This is a genomic window from Geothermobacter ehrlichii (assembly GCF_008124615.1).
In the GTDB taxonomy this organism is placed as follows: Bacteria; Desulfobacterota; Desulfuromonadia; order Desulfuromonadales; family Geothermobacteraceae; genus Geothermobacter; species Geothermobacter ehrlichii.
In genome coordinates, this window is the sequence record NZ_VNIB01000009.1 from 77560 (window position 1) to 93895 (window position 16336).

Annotated in this window: 15 protein-coding genes; 14 read left to right on the forward strand and 1 reads right to left on the reverse strand. The window is 65.7% G+C overall.

What is annotated here, in order from left to right; translation table 11 throughout:
• The first annotated feature begins 88 nt into the window (after nt 1–88).
• From gyrA to nth, 6 genes are all read left to right on the forward strand, one after another.
• Complete coding sequence (gene gyrA / locus EDC39_RS10400) at nt 89–2596, forward strand: DNA gyrase subunit A (protein WP_148896318.1); 2508 nt, start codon at nt 89–91, stop codon at nt 2594–2596.
• A complete protein-coding gene (locus tag EDC39_RS10405) occupies nt 2526–3416 on the forward strand; it encodes a tetratricopeptide repeat protein (protein WP_148896319.1) in 891 nt (296 codons plus the stop codon). Before gyrA ends, EDC39_RS10405 begins: the two co-directional genes overlap by 71 nt.
• A 70-nt stretch (nt 3417–3486) precedes the next feature.
• A complete protein-coding gene (locus EDC39_RS10410) occupies nt 3487–4482 on the forward strand; it encodes an NAD(P)H-dependent glycerol-3-phosphate dehydrogenase (RefSeq protein ID WP_148896320.1) in 996 nt (331 codons plus the stop codon).
• A 52-nt stretch (nt 4483–4534) separates the two neighbouring features.
• Complete coding sequence (locus EDC39_RS10415; protein WP_148896321.1) at nt 4535–5092, forward strand: peptidylprolyl isomerase; 558 nt, start codon at nt 4535–4537, stop codon at nt 5090–5092.
• A gap of 34 nt (nt 5093–5126) precedes the next feature.
• Complete coding sequence (locus tag EDC39_RS10420; RefSeq protein WP_148896322.1) at nt 5127–5852, forward strand: endonuclease/exonuclease/phosphatase family protein; 726 nt, start codon at nt 5127–5129, stop codon at nt 5850–5852.
• A gap of 62 nt (nt 5853–5914) precedes the next feature.
• Nucleotides 5915–6553, forward strand: a complete 639-nt coding sequence (gene nth, locus EDC39_RS10425) for an endonuclease III (protein WP_148896323.1) — start codon at nt 5915–5917, stop codon at nt 6551–6553.
• Between the two features lie 16 nt (nt 6554–6569).
• Here the strand turns inward: nth and EDC39_RS10430 are convergent, their stop codons facing one another.
• On the reverse strand, nt 6570–8978 hold the full coding sequence (locus EDC39_RS10430) for a penicillin-binding protein 1A (protein ID WP_148896324.1): 2409 nt from the start codon (nt 8976–8978) through the stop codon (nt 6570–6572).
• Nucleotides 8979–9147: 169 nt separating this feature from the next.
• Between EDC39_RS10430 and pyk the strand changes: the two genes are divergently transcribed.
• From pyk to tolB, 8 genes are all read left to right on the forward strand, one after another.
• Nucleotides 9148–10599, forward strand: a complete 1452-nt coding sequence (gene pyk / locus EDC39_RS10435) for a pyruvate kinase (RefSeq protein WP_148896325.1) — start codon at nt 9148–9150, stop codon at nt 10597–10599.
• A gap of 95 nt (nt 10600–10694) precedes the next feature.
• The gene (gene queC, locus EDC39_RS10440; RefSeq protein ID WP_148896326.1) at nt 10695–11384 is read left to right on the forward strand and encodes a 7-cyano-7-deazaguanine synthase QueC; all 690 of its coding nucleotides are present in this window, start codon (nt 10695–10697) and stop codon (nt 11382–11384) included.
• Between the two features lie 40 nt (nt 11385–11424).
• Entirely contained in the window at nt 11425–12204 is a 780-nt protein-coding gene (gene folE2, locus EDC39_RS10445) for a GTP cyclohydrolase FolE2 (RefSeq protein WP_148896360.1), read from the forward strand.
• 18 nt (nt 12205–12222) lie between these two features.
• Nucleotides 12223–12918 (forward strand): TIGR04282 family arsenosugar biosynthesis glycosyltransferase, encoded by a 696-nt coding sequence (locus EDC39_RS10450; protein WP_222862869.1) that lies wholly within the window; start codon nt 12223–12225, stop codon nt 12916–12918.
• A gap of 154 nt (nt 12919–13072) precedes the next feature.
• On the forward strand, nt 13073–13735 hold the full coding sequence (tolQ, locus tag EDC39_RS10455) for a protein TolQ (RefSeq protein ID WP_148896328.1): 663 nt from the start codon (nt 13073–13075) through the stop codon (nt 13733–13735).
• A 3-nt stretch (nt 13736–13738) separates the two neighbouring features.
• Nucleotides 13739–14167 (forward strand): protein TolR, encoded by a 429-nt coding sequence (tolR, locus tag EDC39_RS10460; protein ID WP_148896329.1) that lies wholly within the window; start codon nt 13739–13741, stop codon nt 14165–14167.
• Complete coding sequence (locus EDC39_RS10465; RefSeq protein ID WP_148896330.1) at nt 14164–15006, forward strand: TonB C-terminal domain-containing protein; 843 nt, start codon at nt 14164–14166, stop codon at nt 15004–15006. The genes tolR and EDC39_RS10465 overlap by 4 nt, the downstream gene beginning before the upstream one ends.
• Before the next feature lie 3 nt (nt 15007–15009).
• The gene (gene tolB, locus EDC39_RS10470) at nt 15010–16293 is read left to right on the forward strand and encodes a Tol-Pal system beta propeller repeat protein TolB (RefSeq protein ID WP_148896331.1); all 1284 of its coding nucleotides are present in this window, start codon (nt 15010–15012) and stop codon (nt 16291–16293) included.
• Nucleotides 16294–16336 lie beyond the last annotated feature (43 nt).

Genomic DNA, 16336 nt, shown 5'->3' on the forward strand with positions numbered 1-16336 from the left:
TTTTCAGGTCTTTCGGCGTGCGCTTTCTCTTCCGCATATTGTGCGTTGCGAGGTTTTCCGGTTTTAACACCTTTCCGGAGGGAATTTCATGCTTTCCGAGCAGAATAGAGTGACAGTCAACATCGAAGACGAGATGCGCAAGTCCTACATGGACTATGCCATGAGCGTCATCATCGGACGCGCCCTGCCCGACGTGCGGGACGGCCTGAAGCCGGTCCACCGCCGGGTGCTGTTCGCCATGCACGAACTGGGCAACGACTACAACAAGCCCTACAAGAAATCGGCGCGCGTGGTCGGGGACGTCATCGGTAAGTACCATCCGCACGGCGACTCGGCGGTGTACGACACCATCGTTCGCATGGCGCAGGACTTCTCCATGCGTTACCCGCTGATCGACGGCCAGGGCAACTTCGGCTCCATCGACGGTGACTCGGCGGCGGCCATGCGTTACACCGAGGTGCGGATGAACCGGCTGGCGCACGAACTGCTGGCCGACATCGACAAGGAGACGGTCGATTTCGGACCCAACTACGACGATTCGCTGCAGGAACCGCTGGTTCTGCCCTGCCGTTTTCCCAACCTGCTGGTCAACGGCTCGGAGGGGATCGCCGTCGGCATGGCGACCAAGATTCCGCCGCACAACCTGGGCGAGGTGATCGACGGCCTGATCGCCGTGATCGACGACCCGAAGATCTCCTTCGACGAGCTGGTGGCAAAGATTCCCGGACCCGACTTTCCCACCGGCGGCTTCATTCTCGGCCGTGACGGCATCCGCGAGGCCTACCGCACCGGGCGCGGCATCGTGCAGATGCGGGCGCGGGCGATGGTGGAGAAGGACCGCCGCACCGGCCGGGAGAGCATCGTCATCACCGAAATCCCCTTCCAGGTCAACAAGGCCAGGCTGATCGAGAAGATCGCCGATCTGGTCAAGGAGAAGAAGATCGAGGGGATCAACGATCTGCGGGACGAATCGGACCGCGACGGCATGCGCATCGTCATCGAGCTGAAAAAGGACACCATTCCGCAGGTGATTCTCAACCAGCTCTACAAGATGACGGCGATGCAGTCGAGCTTCGGCATCATCATGCTGGCGATCGTCAACGGCCAGCCGCGGGTGCTTACCCTGCGCGAGGTGCTTGACAAGTTCATCGAGCACCGCAAGGAGATCGTCACCCGGCGCTGCATCTTCGAGCTGAAGAAGGCCGAGGCCCGGGCCCACATTCTCGAAGGTCTGAAGGTCGCCCTGGATAATCTGGACGAGGTGATCACCATCATCAAGGGCAGCGCCAGCCCGGCCGAGGCGAAGGAGAAGCTGATGGCCCGCTTCAAGTTCTCGGAGAAGCAGGCCCAGGCGATTCTCGACATGCGCCTGCACCGGCTGACCGGCCTGGAGCGGGACAAGATCATGGCCGAGTACCGCGACGTTCTGGCCCTGATCCAGCGGCTGAAGGAGATCCTCGCCTCCGAGGTAGAGATTCTCAAGATCATCAAGCAGGAGCTGGAGGAGATCCGCGATCGCTACGGCGACGACCGGCGTACCGAAATCGTCGAAAAATCGGGTGAGTTCTCCCTCGAGGATCTGATCGTCGAGGAAGACATGGTGGTGACGGTGTCACACGGCGGCTACATCAAGCGCAACGCCGTCTCCCTCTACCGGGCGCAGCGGCGCGGCGGCAAGGGCAAGACCGGCATGCGGCCCAAGGACGAGGACTTCGTCGAGAACATCTTCATCGCCTCGACCCATTCCTACATCCTGGTCTTCACCGACCGGGGCAAGGTCTACTGGTTGAAGGTACACGAGATTCCGCAGGGTGGCCGCGCTTCGCGCGGCAAGGCGATCGTCAACCTGATCCGCTGCGAGCCGGGAGAAAAGGTGAAGACCATCCTGCCGGTCAAGGCCTTCGAAGAAGGCAGGTACATCATCACCGCCACCGCCAACGGTATCATCAAGAAGACCGACCTGATGGCCTATTCGCATCCCCGCGCCGGCGGCATCATCGCCCTGACCATCGACGAGGACGACAGCCTGATCGCCGCCCGGCTGACTGACGGCGGCATGGACATCATCCTCGCCAGCCGCCAGGGCAAGTCGATCCGCTTTCCGGAGAGCGACGTGCGCCCCATGGGCCGCACCGCACGGGGCGTGCGCGGCATGAACCTGGAGAAGGGAGATCAGGTCATCGGCATGGAGACGGTGACCGACGCCACCAGCTCCGACCTGGTGACGGTGACGGTCAACGGCTACGGCAAGCGGACCGCCCTCGCCGAATACCGGCTGCAGAGCCGCGGCGGCAAGGGGATCATCACCATCAAGACCTCGGAGCGCAACGGCGAGGTCATCGACATCAAGCTGGTCGACGCCGAATCGGACCTGATGCTGATCACCGATCGCGGCAAGCTGCTCAGGACCCGGGTCAGTGATTTTCGCCAGATCGGACGCAATACCCAGGGGGTTCGGGTGATGGTGCTGGAAGAGGGCGAACGCATCGTCGCTGTCGCCCGACTGGCGGAGAAGGACGAGGAGGATGAGGGAACAGTCGCTGCGGAAGCTGCGCCGGAGGCTGCAGAAGGAGGAGAGGAAGCGACGGAGGAGTAACTCTCTCCGTTACCGCCGACTGCGGCGGCTGACCCTGATCCTTTCGGTTCTGTTGTTGGCGGCGGTCGCCGCCGGCTGGTTCGGCCGTGCCCCGCTGGCCGGCTGGCAGTTTCAGCAGGCGCAGCGTCTCTTTCACCGGGGAGAGCATGAAGATGCCGTGCACCGGCTCGGCTGGGTGGTGCGGATCGCGCCCGATAAGGCGCTGGCGTCCGCGGCGCGCCTGCTGAAGGCGGAAATTCTCGAGCTGCAGCTGAACCGGCCGCAGCAGGCCCTGCTCGCCTACCTGACCCTGGTGCGAGATGATCCCCGCAGCCCCCAGGCCGAAAAGGCGCTGCGGCAGGCGGCGCGGATCTACCGCAACCGCCTGCACGACTATGGCAACGCCCTGCCACTGCTGCAGCGGCTGGCCGATGCCGGCGTGGCCGATGCCGACCGCATCCGCTACCAGATCGCCGACTGCTACTTCAGGCTCGCCAACTACGAACAGGCCCGCATCGAGTTCGAAACCCTGCAGAAGCTCTATCCGCAGAGCCCCCTGCAGCCGGAAGTGAGCTACCGCATCGGCGTCGCCCTGTTGCTCGAGGGCAAGCCCGAGCGGGCCGCCGAGGTCTTCGAAAGGACGGCGAAGAGGTGGCCGGACGATCGTTTCGCCCTCGAGGCCCTGTGGTCGCTGGCCGGCATCTACGAGCGGCGCGACGAACTGGTCCGGGCCCGCCGGCTGCTCGCCGGCCTGCGCGGCCGCTATCCGCTGCCGGAGCTGCTGGAGAAACGCATCGGGCGGATAGACGACCGGATCCGGCGGAAGAAGAAGGCGATCTGACCGGCGGCACAGGACGTGATAAGATAGTTCGAAACGGCAAGGATCAGATGGACGAACGAGGTGTAACCAAATGAAGATCGGCGTGCTGGGCGGCGGCAGCTGGGGCACGACCCTGGCCAACCTGCTGGCGAAATCCGGCCACGAGGTGACGCTCTGGCTCTATGAACGGGAGCTGGCGGAGCGCCTGCCGCGAACGCGGGAGAACGATGTCTATCTTCCCGGCGTGATTCTGAACCAGAATCTGGCCTTCACCAACAGCTTCGACAAGGCGGTGTCCGGCTGCGAGATGCTGCTGTTGGTACCGCCGAGCCAAGTGCTGCGGCAGGTGTTCGCCGAAGCCTGCCGGTATCTGCCCGGGCAGGCGATCGTCGTTTCAGCCTCGAAGGGGATCGAGAACGACAGCCTGCTGCTGATGTCCGAGGTGCTGGAAGAGGTGGGGCCGGCCGGTATTCTCGAGCGCAGCGCCTTTCTTTCCGGCCCCTCCTTTGCCCGTGAGGTGGCGGCGGAAATGCCGACGGCGGTGGCGGTGGCCGCCCTGCGGCCGGCGGTGGCGACCCGGGTGCAGAAGGCGTTCAGCACCGATTATTTCCGGGTCTACACCAACAGCGACATCGTCGGCATCGAACTGGGCGGCGCGCTGAAGAACGTCATCGCCCTGGCTGCCGGCGTCTCCGACGGTCTCGGTTTCGGCCACAATACCCGGGCCGCCCTGATCACCCGCGGCCTGGCCGAAATCACCCGTCTGGCGACGGCCAAGGGGGGGCAGCCGGCGACCCTGGCCGGACTGGCCGGCATGGGGGACCTGGTACTGACCTGCACCGGCGATCTGTCGCGCAACCGCAGTGTCGGCGTCGAGCTGGGCAAAGGGCGCAGCCTGAGCGAAATTCTCGGCGGCATGCAGATGGTCGCCGAAGGGGTGAAGACCACCCTGTCCGCCTACCAGCTGGCGCGGAAACTGGAAATAGAGGCGCCCATCATCAGCCAGATGTACCAGATCCTCTACGAGGACAAGCCGGCGCGGACGGCGGTCATCGACCTGATGCAGCGGGATTTGAAAGCGGAATAGAGACACCTGAATCAGCGAACTCTCGCTGATTCAGGTACCAGGGAGGTCGACCATGCGTACGGTAGTGATTCTCTGTCTGTTGTTGCTGGCGGTACCCGCCGTCGCGGGAACCAGGGTGGTGATGAAAACCAGCATGGGAAACATCACCCTGGAGCTCGACGAGCAGAAGGCGCCGGAAACCGTGCGCAACTTTCTTGCCTATGTCGATGCCGGTTTCTACGACGGCACCGTCTTTCACCGGGTGATCGACGGCTTCATGATCCAGGGCGGCGGTTTCGACACCCGCCTCAGGCGCAAGCCGACCCGACCGCCGATCCGCAACGAGGCGGCCAACGGCCTGTCCAACCGGCGCGGCACCATCGCCATGGCGCGGACCAGCGTCATCGATTCGGCGACCAGCCAGTTTTTCATCAACCTGGTGGACAATGCCTTCCTCGACCATCGCGGCAACTCGCCGCGCACCTTCGGCTACGCCGTCTTCGGCCGGGTGGTCGAGGGAATGGATGTCGTCGACCGCATCGGCAGGACGCCGACTGTGCGCAAGAACGGCCTGTTCCAGAACCTGCCGCGCAAGCAGGTGGTGATCGAGGAGATCCGCCGTCTTCCGTGAGACGCGGGCTCTTCGGCCGGGGGGAGAGGTTGCCATGCCAGCCATACGGGTGATGACCTATCAGGTCAACGGCTGCCGGGGAAGCGACGGCAGGGTCGATCTGGAGCGGGTGCTCGACGTCATCCATGACGCGGCCCCGGATCTGGTGGCGCTGCAGCGTTTCGATGCGCCTGACGCAAAGGCCGTGGAACGACTCGCCGAGCGGCTCGGCATGTCCTGGTTCGGTGACGCCGGCGGTAATGTCATCCTCTCCTGCTATCCCCTCTCCGGGCTGCGGCCATACGACCTGGGCGGCGAAGGTTGCTGCCTGCGCGCCGACGTCGACATTCTCGGCCGGCGCCTGCACCTGTTCAATGTCTGTCTGTCGTCGCATCCCCGCATCCGCCAGGAACAGATCGGCCGCCTGCTGGGGCCCGACCTGCTGGGGCACGCCGATCTGGCCTGTCCGCTGATCGTGCTCGGGGATTTCGCCGATTGCGGCTGGGGACTGGGCAATCTCAATCTCGCCCTGGTGCTGCGCAGGGCGCGCCGGCCCCTGTGGTGTGGCACCTATCCGGCGCGCTTTCCGCTGCTCGGCCGTGACCGGGCCTATCTGCGCGGCGAGGTGCGGGTTCTGGAATCGTCAATCCCCCGCTGGGGGGTGGCCCGGCACGCCTCGACGCATCTGCCGCTGGTACTGACCCTGCAGGCGCGAGACCCTCGTGAATACCTGCGCACCAAAAGCCTGTCGCGCCGGCGGATGGAGATCGCGCCCGGTTGAACTGCCTGTGAACAAACCTGTGAATTGTGTTGATAACAGGGCCAGATTGCTGAAGGAGAGCCATGAATCGCCGCCAGACCGCCGATCTGCTCGACCGGCTCGAAGAACTCTATCCACAGGCCCGCTGCGCCCTCTGTTACCGCAACCCCTGGGAGCTGCTGGTCGCCACCATCCTCTCCGCCCAGTGCACCGATGACAGGGTCAACCGGGTGACGCCGGCCCTGTTCGCCGCCTTTCCCGGACCGGAGGCAATGGCCCGGGCCGGGCAGGACGAGGTGGAGGCGCTGATCCGCTCCACCGGCTTTTTCCGCAACAAGGCGCGCAACCTGATCGCCAGAGCCCGGGTGATTGTCGAGGAATACGGCGGCGAGGTTCCGGCCAGGCTCGACGAGCTGGTCCGGCTTCCGGGTGTGGGCCGCAAGACGGCCAACGTCGTGCTCGGCAACGCTTTCGGCATTCCCGGCATGGTGGTCGACACCCATGTCAAGCGCCTGTCACGCCGTTTCGGCTGGACCAAATCGCAGGACCCGGACCGGATCGAGAAGGATCTGTGCCGGCTCTTTCCCGCTGACCGCTGGGTGCAGACCGGCCACATCCTGATCACGCACGGCAGGGCCGTCTGCAAGGCGCCGATGCCGTTGTGCGGCGCCTGCCCGGTCAGCGACCTCTGTCCGCGCCTGGGAGTGGTCAAGAGCCGCTAGTCGCTCAGGCACCAACTCAGTTCTCTTCCAGATCGAGCTTGAAGAAGTCGCGGGCATCGGGACGGGATTCGTCCATGGCGAAGCGGGTGGGGGCGGTTCCCGGGGCGAAGGCCTCGATCACCGCGCCCGGAGTGTCCTCCGGCACCAGCAGACCGGTTTTGGGATCGATGGGACGGAACAGGATGCTGTCCGGCACCTTGAACTGGCGCACCGGGTAGTGGCTGGCTGCCTCTTTCATGAAGGCGACCCAGGCCGGAGCGGCAGCGCGGGAGCCGGTTTCGTGGTCACCGAGACTGCGTTCCTGGTCGAAGCCGGTCCAGGTCACGGCGACGAGATCGGGGATGAAGCCGACGAACCAGGCGTCCTTCAGGTCGTTGGTGGTTCCGGTCTTGCCGGCGACCGGGCGGCCGAGCGCCTTGGCCCGCCAGCCGGTGCCCTGCTGCACCACGCTCTCCATCAGATTGGTGATCAGATAGGCGGTTTCAGGGGAGATGACCCGTTCCCGCTTCTGCTGCAGCAGGCGCTGCCCCGGCCCGGCGCCGTCGGGAAAATCGGCCGGGTCGACCGAGGCGATGATACGCCCGTCGCGGTCGATGATGCGGGTGATGTAGGTCGGGGAGACGTGGATGCCGCCGTTGGCGAAGACGCAGTAGACCTTGGCCAGCTCCATCGGCGTGACCGCCGTCGAGCCGAGGGCCAGGGTCAGGTCGCGTTCGATCGGTGACTCGATGCCGAGCCGACGGGCGTAGTTGGCGGCGTAGTTGACCCCGATATCCTCCAGGATCTTGATGGTGATGATGTTGCGCGACTTGGCCAGGCCGGTGCGCAGGGAGGTCGGACCGTAGAATTTCTTGCCGTAGTTGCGCGGTTTCCACTCGGTTTCCTTGCCGGTATCCAGCTTTTCCCGGTAGATGATGGGGGTGTCGAGGATCACCGTCGCCGGCGTGTAGCCCTTGTCGAGGGCGGCGGCGTAGATCAACGGCTTCATCGCCGAGCCCGGCTGGCGGCGCGCCTGGATGGCGCGGTTGAACTGGCTTCTGGCGAAGTCGTATCCCCCGACCAGGGCCTTGACCTGGCCGCTGTGCGGATCGATGGCGACCAGGGCGCCCTGCACCTCGGGGGTCTGTTCGAGCTCGAGCTCGAGCGAACCGTCCGGCCGCACCTGTTTCACCCTCGTCTCCAGCAGCGAACCGACCGGCAGGGGAATGGCATCGCCCCAGGCTTCGTCCGGGGTCAGCAGGTAGTCTTCGCGGCTGAGCAACTTCAGCTCGCCGGCCCAGGCGAGGCCCTCGCGGGCGATCAGGCCGTGCCGGTCACCGACGGCGACCAGTAGCGCCTGGTCGTTCCAGCCGGTGAGCACCGCCTGCAGGAAGTGCCCCTGTTCAGGCGGGTTGTCGCGCAGGCGGCGGGCCTGGTCGGCGAGGAATTCGCTCGCCTCGCCTTCGCTGAGGATTTTGCCCGGCCCGCGGTAGCCGTGCCGCTTGTCGTAGTTGCGCAGGTTCTGCTGCACCGCGGCCTGGGCGGCGCGCTGCATGGCGAGATTGAGGGAGGTGTGAACCTGAAGACCCTGGGTGTAGACGGCCTTTTCGCCGTAGGTGGCGATCAGGTCGCGTCGCACCTGTTCGGTGAAGTAGGCCGCCTCGGGGACGTGCTGGCGGCTGCGCGGATGGATGGTCAGCTTTTCGGCGAAGGCCAGTTCGGCCTCTTCCTCGCTGATGTAGCCGTTTTCGACCATCCGTTTCAGCACGTAGCGCTGCCGTTCCTTGGCCCGCTGGAAGTGGCGGTAGGGGGAATAACGGCTGGGCGCCTGTGGCAGCCCGGCCAGCATGGCGCATTCGGCGAGGCTGAGGTCCTCCACGTTCTTGTCGAAGTAGTTCTCCGCCGCCGCCTGCACGCCGTGGGCGCCGTGGCCGAGATAGATCTGGTTGAGGTAGATGGACAGGATCTCCTTCTTGGAGAGCTTCTGCTCCATGCGCCAGGCGAGGATGGCCTCCTTGAACTTGCGGGAGAACTTCTTTTCCGGAGTCAGCAGCAGCGACTTGGCCACTTGCTGGGTGATGGTGCTGCCGCCCTGGACGATGCCGCCAGCCTGGATATTCTTGATGGCGGCGCGTAGAATGGAGACCAGGTCGATGCCCCGGTGCTGGAAGAACTTGGCGTCCTCGGCTGCGACGAAGGCGTTGATCAACGCGTCGGGCATCCGTTCGATGGGAACGACGACCCGGCGCTCCTTGTAGAGTTCCGCCAGCACGGAACCGTCGTCCGCCAGGATGCGGGTGATGACCGGGGGCCGGTAGTCGGCGAGGGTGTCGACCCTGGGCAGGGAGCTGGCGACCAGCAGGTAGGCGGTGACGAGGCCGGCGACGGCCAGCAGTGCGCCGCCGACGGCCAGCAGCATGATGTAGCGAACGATTTTGCGCAGCATGGAACCGGCAGGGTAAGGGTTTTTGTCGAAAAACCTGTCACTTATAGCACGCGGCCTGCCGCGGCGGCAACCTCTTTGCGGTTGCCGCATGCCGCACCTGTGCTATAGTCCTGAATCCGGATTCGCAATCTCCGTTCGGTCGTCGTTATGTCGATTGCGGGAGGCAGGAATGTCAGCAAGGTTTCGTCATACCAAGATCGTCGCCACCGTCGGGCCGGCCTGTGCCGGCAGGGAGCAGCTGCTCGCCCTGATGGAAGCGGGGGCGGATGTCTTCCGGCTCAACTTCTCCCACGGCGAGCACGAAGAGAAGGCCCTGATCATCGACCGGATCAGGGAGCTGTCGCAGCAGCGGCAGCGGGCTGTCGCCATTCTTGGCGACCTGCAGGGGCCGAAGATCCGGGTCGGGGACCTGGAAGGCGGCAGCATGCAGCTCTTTCGCGACGAAGAGGTGTGGATCACCACGGAGGATGTGCTGGGTCGCGACAACCTGATCCCGACCGGGTACGAACGGTTGCCTGGGGACGTGCGGCCGGGTGACCGCATCCTGCTCGACGACGGCCTGCTTGAGCTGCGGGTGGAGGAGGTGGCGCCGCCGAGGGTACGCTGCCGCGTCCTGGTGGGCGGCACGCTGCGCAACCGCAAGGGGATCAATCTGCCCGGGGTTAGGGTTTCGGCGCCGGCCCTGACCGAAAAGGACCGGCGCGATCTCGATTTCTGTCTCGAGCACGGCGTCGACTACGTCGCCCTGTCCTTCGTCCGCTGCGTCGACGAGGTGCTGGAGCTGAAACGGCTTGTCGGCGCCGCCGGGCCGCGAGTCATTGCCAAGATCGAAAAGCCGGAGGCGGTGGAGCACTTCGATCCGATTCTCGAGGCGGCGGACGGCATCATGGTGGCACGCGGCGATCTGGGGGTGGAAATCGATCCTGAGAAGGTGCCGCTGATCCAGAAGCGGATCATCCACCAGTGCAACCAGGCCGGCAAGCCGGTGATCACCGCCACCCAGATGCTGGAAAGCATGGTGAACAGTCCCCGGCCGACCCGGGCCGAGACCTCGGACGTGGCCAACGCCATCCTCGACGGTACTGATGCCGTCATGCTGTCGGCGGAAACCGCTTCCGGCAAGTATCCGGTGGAGGCGGTGGCGATGATGGAGCGGATCGCCCTTGACGTCGAGACCGACCCCCATCTGCGGCAGAAGATGTTCATGCCGCTGCCGGAGGTCGCCGGCTGGCGCTCCCTGCCCGAGGCGATCGCCCAGGCGGCCTGCCGGGTGGCCGAGAGTCTGGGGGCGAAGGCGATCCTTGCCTTTACCCAGACCGGCAAGACGGCGTCCCTGGTCTCCAAGTACCGGCCGGCCGTGCCCATCTATGCCGTCACCCCCTCGCAGCAGGCCCGCCGCCGGCTGGCCCTCTGCCGCGGGGTCCGTTCCCTTCGGGTCGACATCGAGGGGAGCACCGAGGCGCAGATCGACGCCGTGGAGGCCAGCGTACTCGCCTCGGGCCTGCTGCAGCGCGGCGACGTGGTGGTGATCACCATGGGCAGCCCGGTGTCCGCCCCCGGCACCACCAACCTGATGAAGGTCCACCGGCTGGGAACCGGCGATTTTTACGAGGTACACTGACATCCGGCACCGGGTGCGGGCACCTGGCTTCGGGGGAAAAGGCATTCTTCCATTGGCCTCGGGCGCCTGGTCCCGTGCCGACTTCGAGGTTTCCGATGAAAAAGAAAGCAGTTGTTCTTTACAGCGGCGGGCTCGATTCGACCACCTGCCTGGCCATCGCCCGCGACCAGGGGTTCGCGCCCCACGCCCTCAGTTTCTCCTACGGCCAGCGGCACACGGTCGAGCTGGAGAAGGCCCGCCGGTATGCCCCCCTGGTGGGCGCCGTCGAGCACCGGGTGGTCGACATCGACCTGCGCGCCTTCGGCGGCAGCGCCCTGACCGATGCGATCGAGGTGCCCAAGGACCGCCCCCTCGAGGCAGGGATTCCGGTTACCTATGTGCCGGCCCGCAACACCATCTTTCTCTCCTTCGCCCTGGCCTGGGCCGAAGTGCTCGGCGCCTTCGATATTTTCATCGGCGTCAACGCCCTCGACTATTCGGGCTATCCCGACTGCCGCCCGGACTATATCGCCGCCTGGGAGCGGCTGGCCAATCTGGCGACGGCGGCGGCGGTCGAGGGGAAGGGGCGCTACCGTATCCACGCGCCGCTGCTGCACCTGAGCAAGGCCGAGATCATCCGGCGCGGCCTTGAGCTGGGAGTCGACTACGGCCTGACCCATTCCTGCTACGATCCCGATCCGCAGGGGCGGGCCTGCGGCCGCTGCGATTCGTGCCGGCTGCGGCTGAAGGGATTCGCCGAGGCCGGGGCCGAAGATCCCGTCGCCTATCTCCGGCAGGACCAATAGGCGGCCGGCACCTGTTTTTCGCGGAGTCATCACCATGACCATGCCCGATATGCAGCAATCGCCCGATTCCCGCAATATCCCCATCGACAAGGTGGGGGTGAAGGGGATCCGCTATCCCATCGTCGTCCAGGACAAGACGCGGCAGTGGCAGCACACGGTGGCGCGGGTCAACATGTACGTCGATCTTCCCGAGCATTTCAAGGGGACGCACATGAGCCGCTTCATCGAGATTCTCAACCGCTATCACGGCGCCGTCAGCGTTGACAATCTGGAGGAGATCCTGGCCGAGATGAAGCGGAGGCTCGAATCGAGCTGCGCCCATCTCGAACTCGATTTTCCCTATTTCATCGAAAAGGCGGCGCCGGTTTCCGGCGCCAGGGGGCTGATGGAATACCAGTGCCGGATGGTCGGCAGTCTCGGCGAGCAGTTCGATTTCGTGCTCGAGGCGGCGGTTCCGGTCACCTCCCTCTGCCCCTGCTCGCGGGAGATCAGCGAGGCCGGGGCCCACAACCAGCGCAGCACCGTGCGGGTGCGCATCCGCTACCGCAAGCATGTCTGGCTCGAGGACCTGATCGCCCTGGTCGAGTCCTGCGCCAGCGCCCCGGTCTACTCTCTGCTCAAGCGCGAGGACGAGAAGGCGGTGACCGAACAGGCCTACGCCAATCCGATGTTCGTCGAGGATATCGTTCGCGAGGTGACCCGGCGCCTGCGCCAGGAGGAGAAGATCACCTGGTTCGCCGTCGAGTGCGAAAACTTCGAGTCGATCCACAATCATTCCGCCTACGCCCTGGTCGAGGACGTGCGGCCGGCGCCCGGCTGATCCACTGTGGAAAAGTCTGTGGAAATCGTGGAAAAGTCGGTAAATCCACACGGGGTTCCCAGTCCTGATGATGGATCACAGGTTCTGGGCGTCTTCGCCAAGGAGCCGCGTCCCGGGATGGTCAAGACCCGGCTCTGCCCCCCTCTGACGCCACGACAGGCCGCCGATTTCTACCGCGTCTGTCTGCTGGAGACCCTGCGTCGGGTCGGGCGGGCCGGCCGTCGCCTGGTCCTGTTCTATGCCGGCTGCCGCGACTGGTTTGCCGAGCATTGTCCCGGCTGTGAGCTGCGGCCACAGGTCGAAGGCGATCTCGGCCGGCGCATGGCCGCCGCTCTCGACTCTCTGCTCGAAAGCGGTGCCGGTGCCGCTGCCCTGATCGGCACCGACAGTCCGGATTTGCCCCTGCCGCTGATCGACCGGGCCTTCGCCGCCCTGGCAGCGCACGATGCAGTCACCATTCCCGCCGACGATGGCGGCTACGTGCTGATCGGCTGCCGCCGTCCCTGCCCGCAGCTCTTTGCCGACATTCCCTGGAGCAGTGACCAGGTGCTGGCGCTGACCCGGCGGCGGGCCACCGACGCCGGCCTGAGCTATACCGAGATCGACTGTTGGCAGGATCTCGACGACGCAGCCGCCCTGTGCCGGTTGCTGGCGCGCAGCCCCGACGGCGAAGCGGCGCGTTATCTGCGCCGCATCCGTCCGGACCTGGCCTGAGAGAGCTGTTGACCCGGGCGCAACCGCCCGATCGACCGGAAGCGGGCTGTGGTTCCGCACGTTGACTTGCCCTTTTCGATGGTCGATAATCGCACACTCCGGCATCCGCCGGGCATTTCCAGCCAGCCGGCGCAGGCCGCAAAGGAGGGATTCCTTGGAGCTGATACTCGGAGCCGGACCGGTGGTCAAACTGGTCCTGTTGATTCTCGTCTACTTTTCCGTGGTCTCCTGGGCCATCATCCTGCTCAAGTTTCGGGTTATCCGTCGCGCCATCATCGAGTCGGAGCGGTTTCTCGACTTCTTCTGGGCCAAGAAGAATTTCGAGGCGATCGGCCAGGGGCTGAAGGAGTTCTCCCATTCGCCGCTGTCTGTCCTCTTTCGCGAGGCCTACCGGGAACTGATGCGCGGTCAGCGCGGCAGCGAGGCCGGCGGAGGGCCGGTGGCGGAGCTCGGCCGGGCCGACAACGTCGCCCGCGCCCTGCGCCGCGCCACTACCAGCGAGACCCAGCGCCTGGAAAAGTACCTGACCTTTCTCGCCACCACCGGGTCGACGGCACCCTTTATCGGCCTGTTCGGCACCGTCTGGGGGATCATGGACTCCTTTCACGGCATCGGCAAGACTGGCAGCGCCTCCCTGGCGGTGGTGGCGCCCGGCATCTCCGAGGCCCTGATCGCCACCGCCATCGGCCTGGTGGCGGCCATTCCGGCGGTGGTGGCCTACAACCATTTCGTCAGCAAGGTGAACGTCCTGACCGGCGAGATGGACAACTTCTGCCAGGAATTCCTCAACATCGTGCAGCGCATGGGCCGGGACTGAGCCATGGAAGTCGGACGCCGGGAGGTCAGGGGTCGCTCCACCCTGTCGCAGATCAACGTCACCCCCTTTGTCGACGTCATGCTGGTGCTGCTGATCATCTTCATGGTGACGGCGCCGATGATGGAGACGGGCGTCGATGTCGACCTGCCGGAGGTGCAGAACGCCCCCTCCCTGGCCGGGAGGGACGATCCGCTGGTGGTGTCCGTCGCCGCCGACGGCCGGATCAGCGTCGGCAAGGTGGCCGTCCCCTCGCCGCAGAAACTGGCGCCGGTGCTGCGGCAGGTGCTGAGCGAGCGCAAGTCGAAGGAGGTCTTCCTCGAGGCCGATCGCAAGGTGCCCTACGGTCGGGTGGTGCAGGTGATGGCGGCGATCAAGGCGGCGGGGGTGGCCAGGCTCGGCATGGTGGCCGAGGAGGCTGAACGCGCAAAGTGAGTCGATCCGGGGCGGACAACAGACGCTGGCGACGGGACAGGGAGCGGCGGGAACCCCGGCTCGGCGCGATGCTGGGCGCCTCGCTGGCGCTGCACCTGGTTCTGCTGCTGCTGGTCGGCGGACACCTGCTGCCACGCCGGCATCAGCCGCGGCCCCCGGCCTACGTGGTCGACCTGGTCAACCTGCCGGTGAAGGCACCGCAGGCCGGCCGCCCGGACGGCCGGGCCAAAAAGACCGTTCGCAAGAAATCCGCGCCGTCGGCCAAAAAGCTGTCCCGGCCACGGCCGAAACCGAAACCGCGGCCGCAGCCGCAACCGAAAAAGGTCGTGACGCGCAAAAAGGCGGGGACGAAGCCGGCGGTCAAAAGGACAAGGCCGCAGGCAAAGGCAGCGGCGACCAGGCCGGCGGCCGCGAAGGCTCCTACCAGGGCCGAGCAGGAAAGGTTGGAGCGCAGGCTCGAGATGCTGCGACTGAAGCGGCAGCTCGCTGCCCTGGCGGCCAGCGACACCCGTGCCGGCGAAAATGCCCCGCTGGGCGAGGAGAAGGGACGCGGCAGCGAGCAGGGTGTCGGCTACCGGCTCTGGTTGCAGCAGGCCTACAAGGAGGCCTGGGCCCTGTCCCGCTATCAGGTGGGCCGGCTCGATCTCGAGGCCGAGGTCGAGGTGGTCTACGACGCCCGGGGCTTTCTACGGGACTACAGCTTTCGCAGGAAATCGGGCGATCGCCTGTTCGACGATTCGATCGCCCGCGCCATCCGCAGTGTCGACCGGCTGGAACCACCGCCGGGCAAGACGCTGCGGGAGACGATCGTCTTCAACCTCAAGGATCTGATGGACTGAGCCATGCGCCGACTGCTTCTGCCCATCCTGCTGCTGCTGACCATGGTCGGCAACGCCCCGGCCGCCATCGAAATCAGCGCCCCGGGGCAGCAGGAGATTCCCCTGGCACTGGTTGCCCCGCTGCCGCTGGCGGAACCGCGGCCGGCCCTGGCCGGGGAGTTCGCCCGGGTGCTGCGCGACGACCTGGTCTTTTCCGGTCTTTTCCGGCTGATCGATGCGCGCGCCTTTCTCGCCGACGCCGGCCGCATGGGGCTGGTCTCGATCGATGTCGATTTCGCCGAGTGGCGGCTGCTCGGCGCCGAAATGCTGATCAAGGGCGGCTACCGGGTGCGCGGCGAGCAGCTGATCGTCGAGGCGCGGCTGTTCGACGTCCGGGCCGGCCGGCTGCTCGACGGCCGCCGCTACGTCGGTCGCACCGGCGATGTCCGCCGCATCGCCCACGCTTTCGCCGACCAGGTGCTCAAGACCCTGACCGGTCGTTTCGGACCGTTCAGCAGCCGCATCGCCTTCATCGGTGACCAGACAGGGCACAAGGAGCTCTACCTGATGGATGTCGACGGGCACAACCCGATCCGCATCACCGCCCATCGCTCCATCGTGCTCAACCCCGATTTCTCCGCCGACGGCCGCCGCATCCTCTTCACCAGCTACCGCGACGGCAACACCAATCTCTACCAGAAGGAGATCTACACCGGCAGGGAGCGGCGCATCTCCTCCCGCAAGGGGCTCAATGTCGGAGGCCGTTTCAGCCCGGTCGACGACCGGATTGCCCTGACCCTGTCGAAGGACGGCAATCCGGAAATCTACCTGCTGTCCGCCACCGGGAAGATCGTCGAGCGGCTGACCCGGCACTGGGGGATCGATATCGACCCGAGCTGGTCGCCCGACGGCGACGAACTGGTCTTCGTCTCCAACCGGCGCGGCAATCCGCATCTCTTCATCAAGGCGCCGGGCGGCGAGGTGCGCCGCCTGACCCTCAACGGCAAGTACAATGCCACGCCCGCCTGGTCGCCGACGGGCGACCGGATCGCCTTCAGCCGCAAGGAGAACGGTGTTTTCGACATCTACACCATCCGGCCCGACGGCAGCGACGAGCGCCGCCTGACCTTCGGGCCGGGCAACAAGGAGCATCCCCGCTGGAGTCCGGACGGCCGTTTCCTGGTCTATTCCTCCGATGCCTCCGGCCGGAAGGAGATCTTCCTGATGCGTAGCGACGGCACCGGGCAGTGGAAGATTTCGCCGCCGGGCGGCAACTGCAACCATCCGGCCTGGTCGCCGCGATTCTGAGCGCGTGAAAGCCTTGTCTTTTCATTCGGTTTCTGTATAATCG

Coding starts and splice junctions, on each gene's coding strand:
- gyrA (WP_148896318.1), top strand. CDS start 89: ATGCTTTCCGAGCAGAATAGAGTGACAGTCAACATCGAAGACGAGATG.
- EDC39_RS10405 (WP_148896319.1), top strand. CDS start 2,526: ATGAGGGAACAGTCGCTGCGGAAGCTGCGCCGGAGGCTGCAGAAGGAG.
- EDC39_RS10410 (WP_148896320.1), top strand. CDS start 3,487: ATGAAGATCGGCGTGCTGGGCGGCGGCAGCTGGGGCACGACCCTGGCC.
- EDC39_RS10415 (WP_148896321.1), top strand. CDS start 4,535: ATGCGTACGGTAGTGATTCTCTGTCTGTTGTTGCTGGCGGTACCCGCC.
- EDC39_RS10420 (WP_148896322.1), top strand. CDS start 5,127: ATGCCAGCCATACGGGTGATGACCTATCAGGTCAACGGCTGCCGGGGA.
- nth (WP_148896323.1), top strand. CDS start 5,915: ATGAATCGCCGCCAGACCGCCGATCTGCTCGACCGGCTCGAAGAACTC.
- EDC39_RS10430 (WP_148896324.1), bottom strand. CDS start 8,978: ATGCTGCGCAAAATCGTTCGCTACATCATGCTGCTGGCCGTCGGCGGC.
- pyk (WP_148896325.1), top strand. CDS start 9,148: ATGTCAGCAAGGTTTCGTCATACCAAGATCGTCGCCACCGTCGGGCCG.
- queC (WP_148896326.1), top strand. CDS start 10,695: ATGAAAAAGAAAGCAGTTGTTCTTTACAGCGGCGGGCTCGATTCGACC.
- folE2 (WP_148896360.1), top strand. CDS start 11,425: ATGCCCGATATGCAGCAATCGCCCGATTCCCGCAATATCCCCATCGAC.
- tolR (WP_148896329.1), top strand. CDS start 13,739: ATGGAAGTCGGACGCCGGGAGGTCAGGGGTCGCTCCACCCTGTCGCAG.
- tolB (WP_148896331.1), top strand. CDS start 15,010: ATGCGCCGACTGCTTCTGCCCATCCTGCTGCTGCTGACCATGGTCGGC.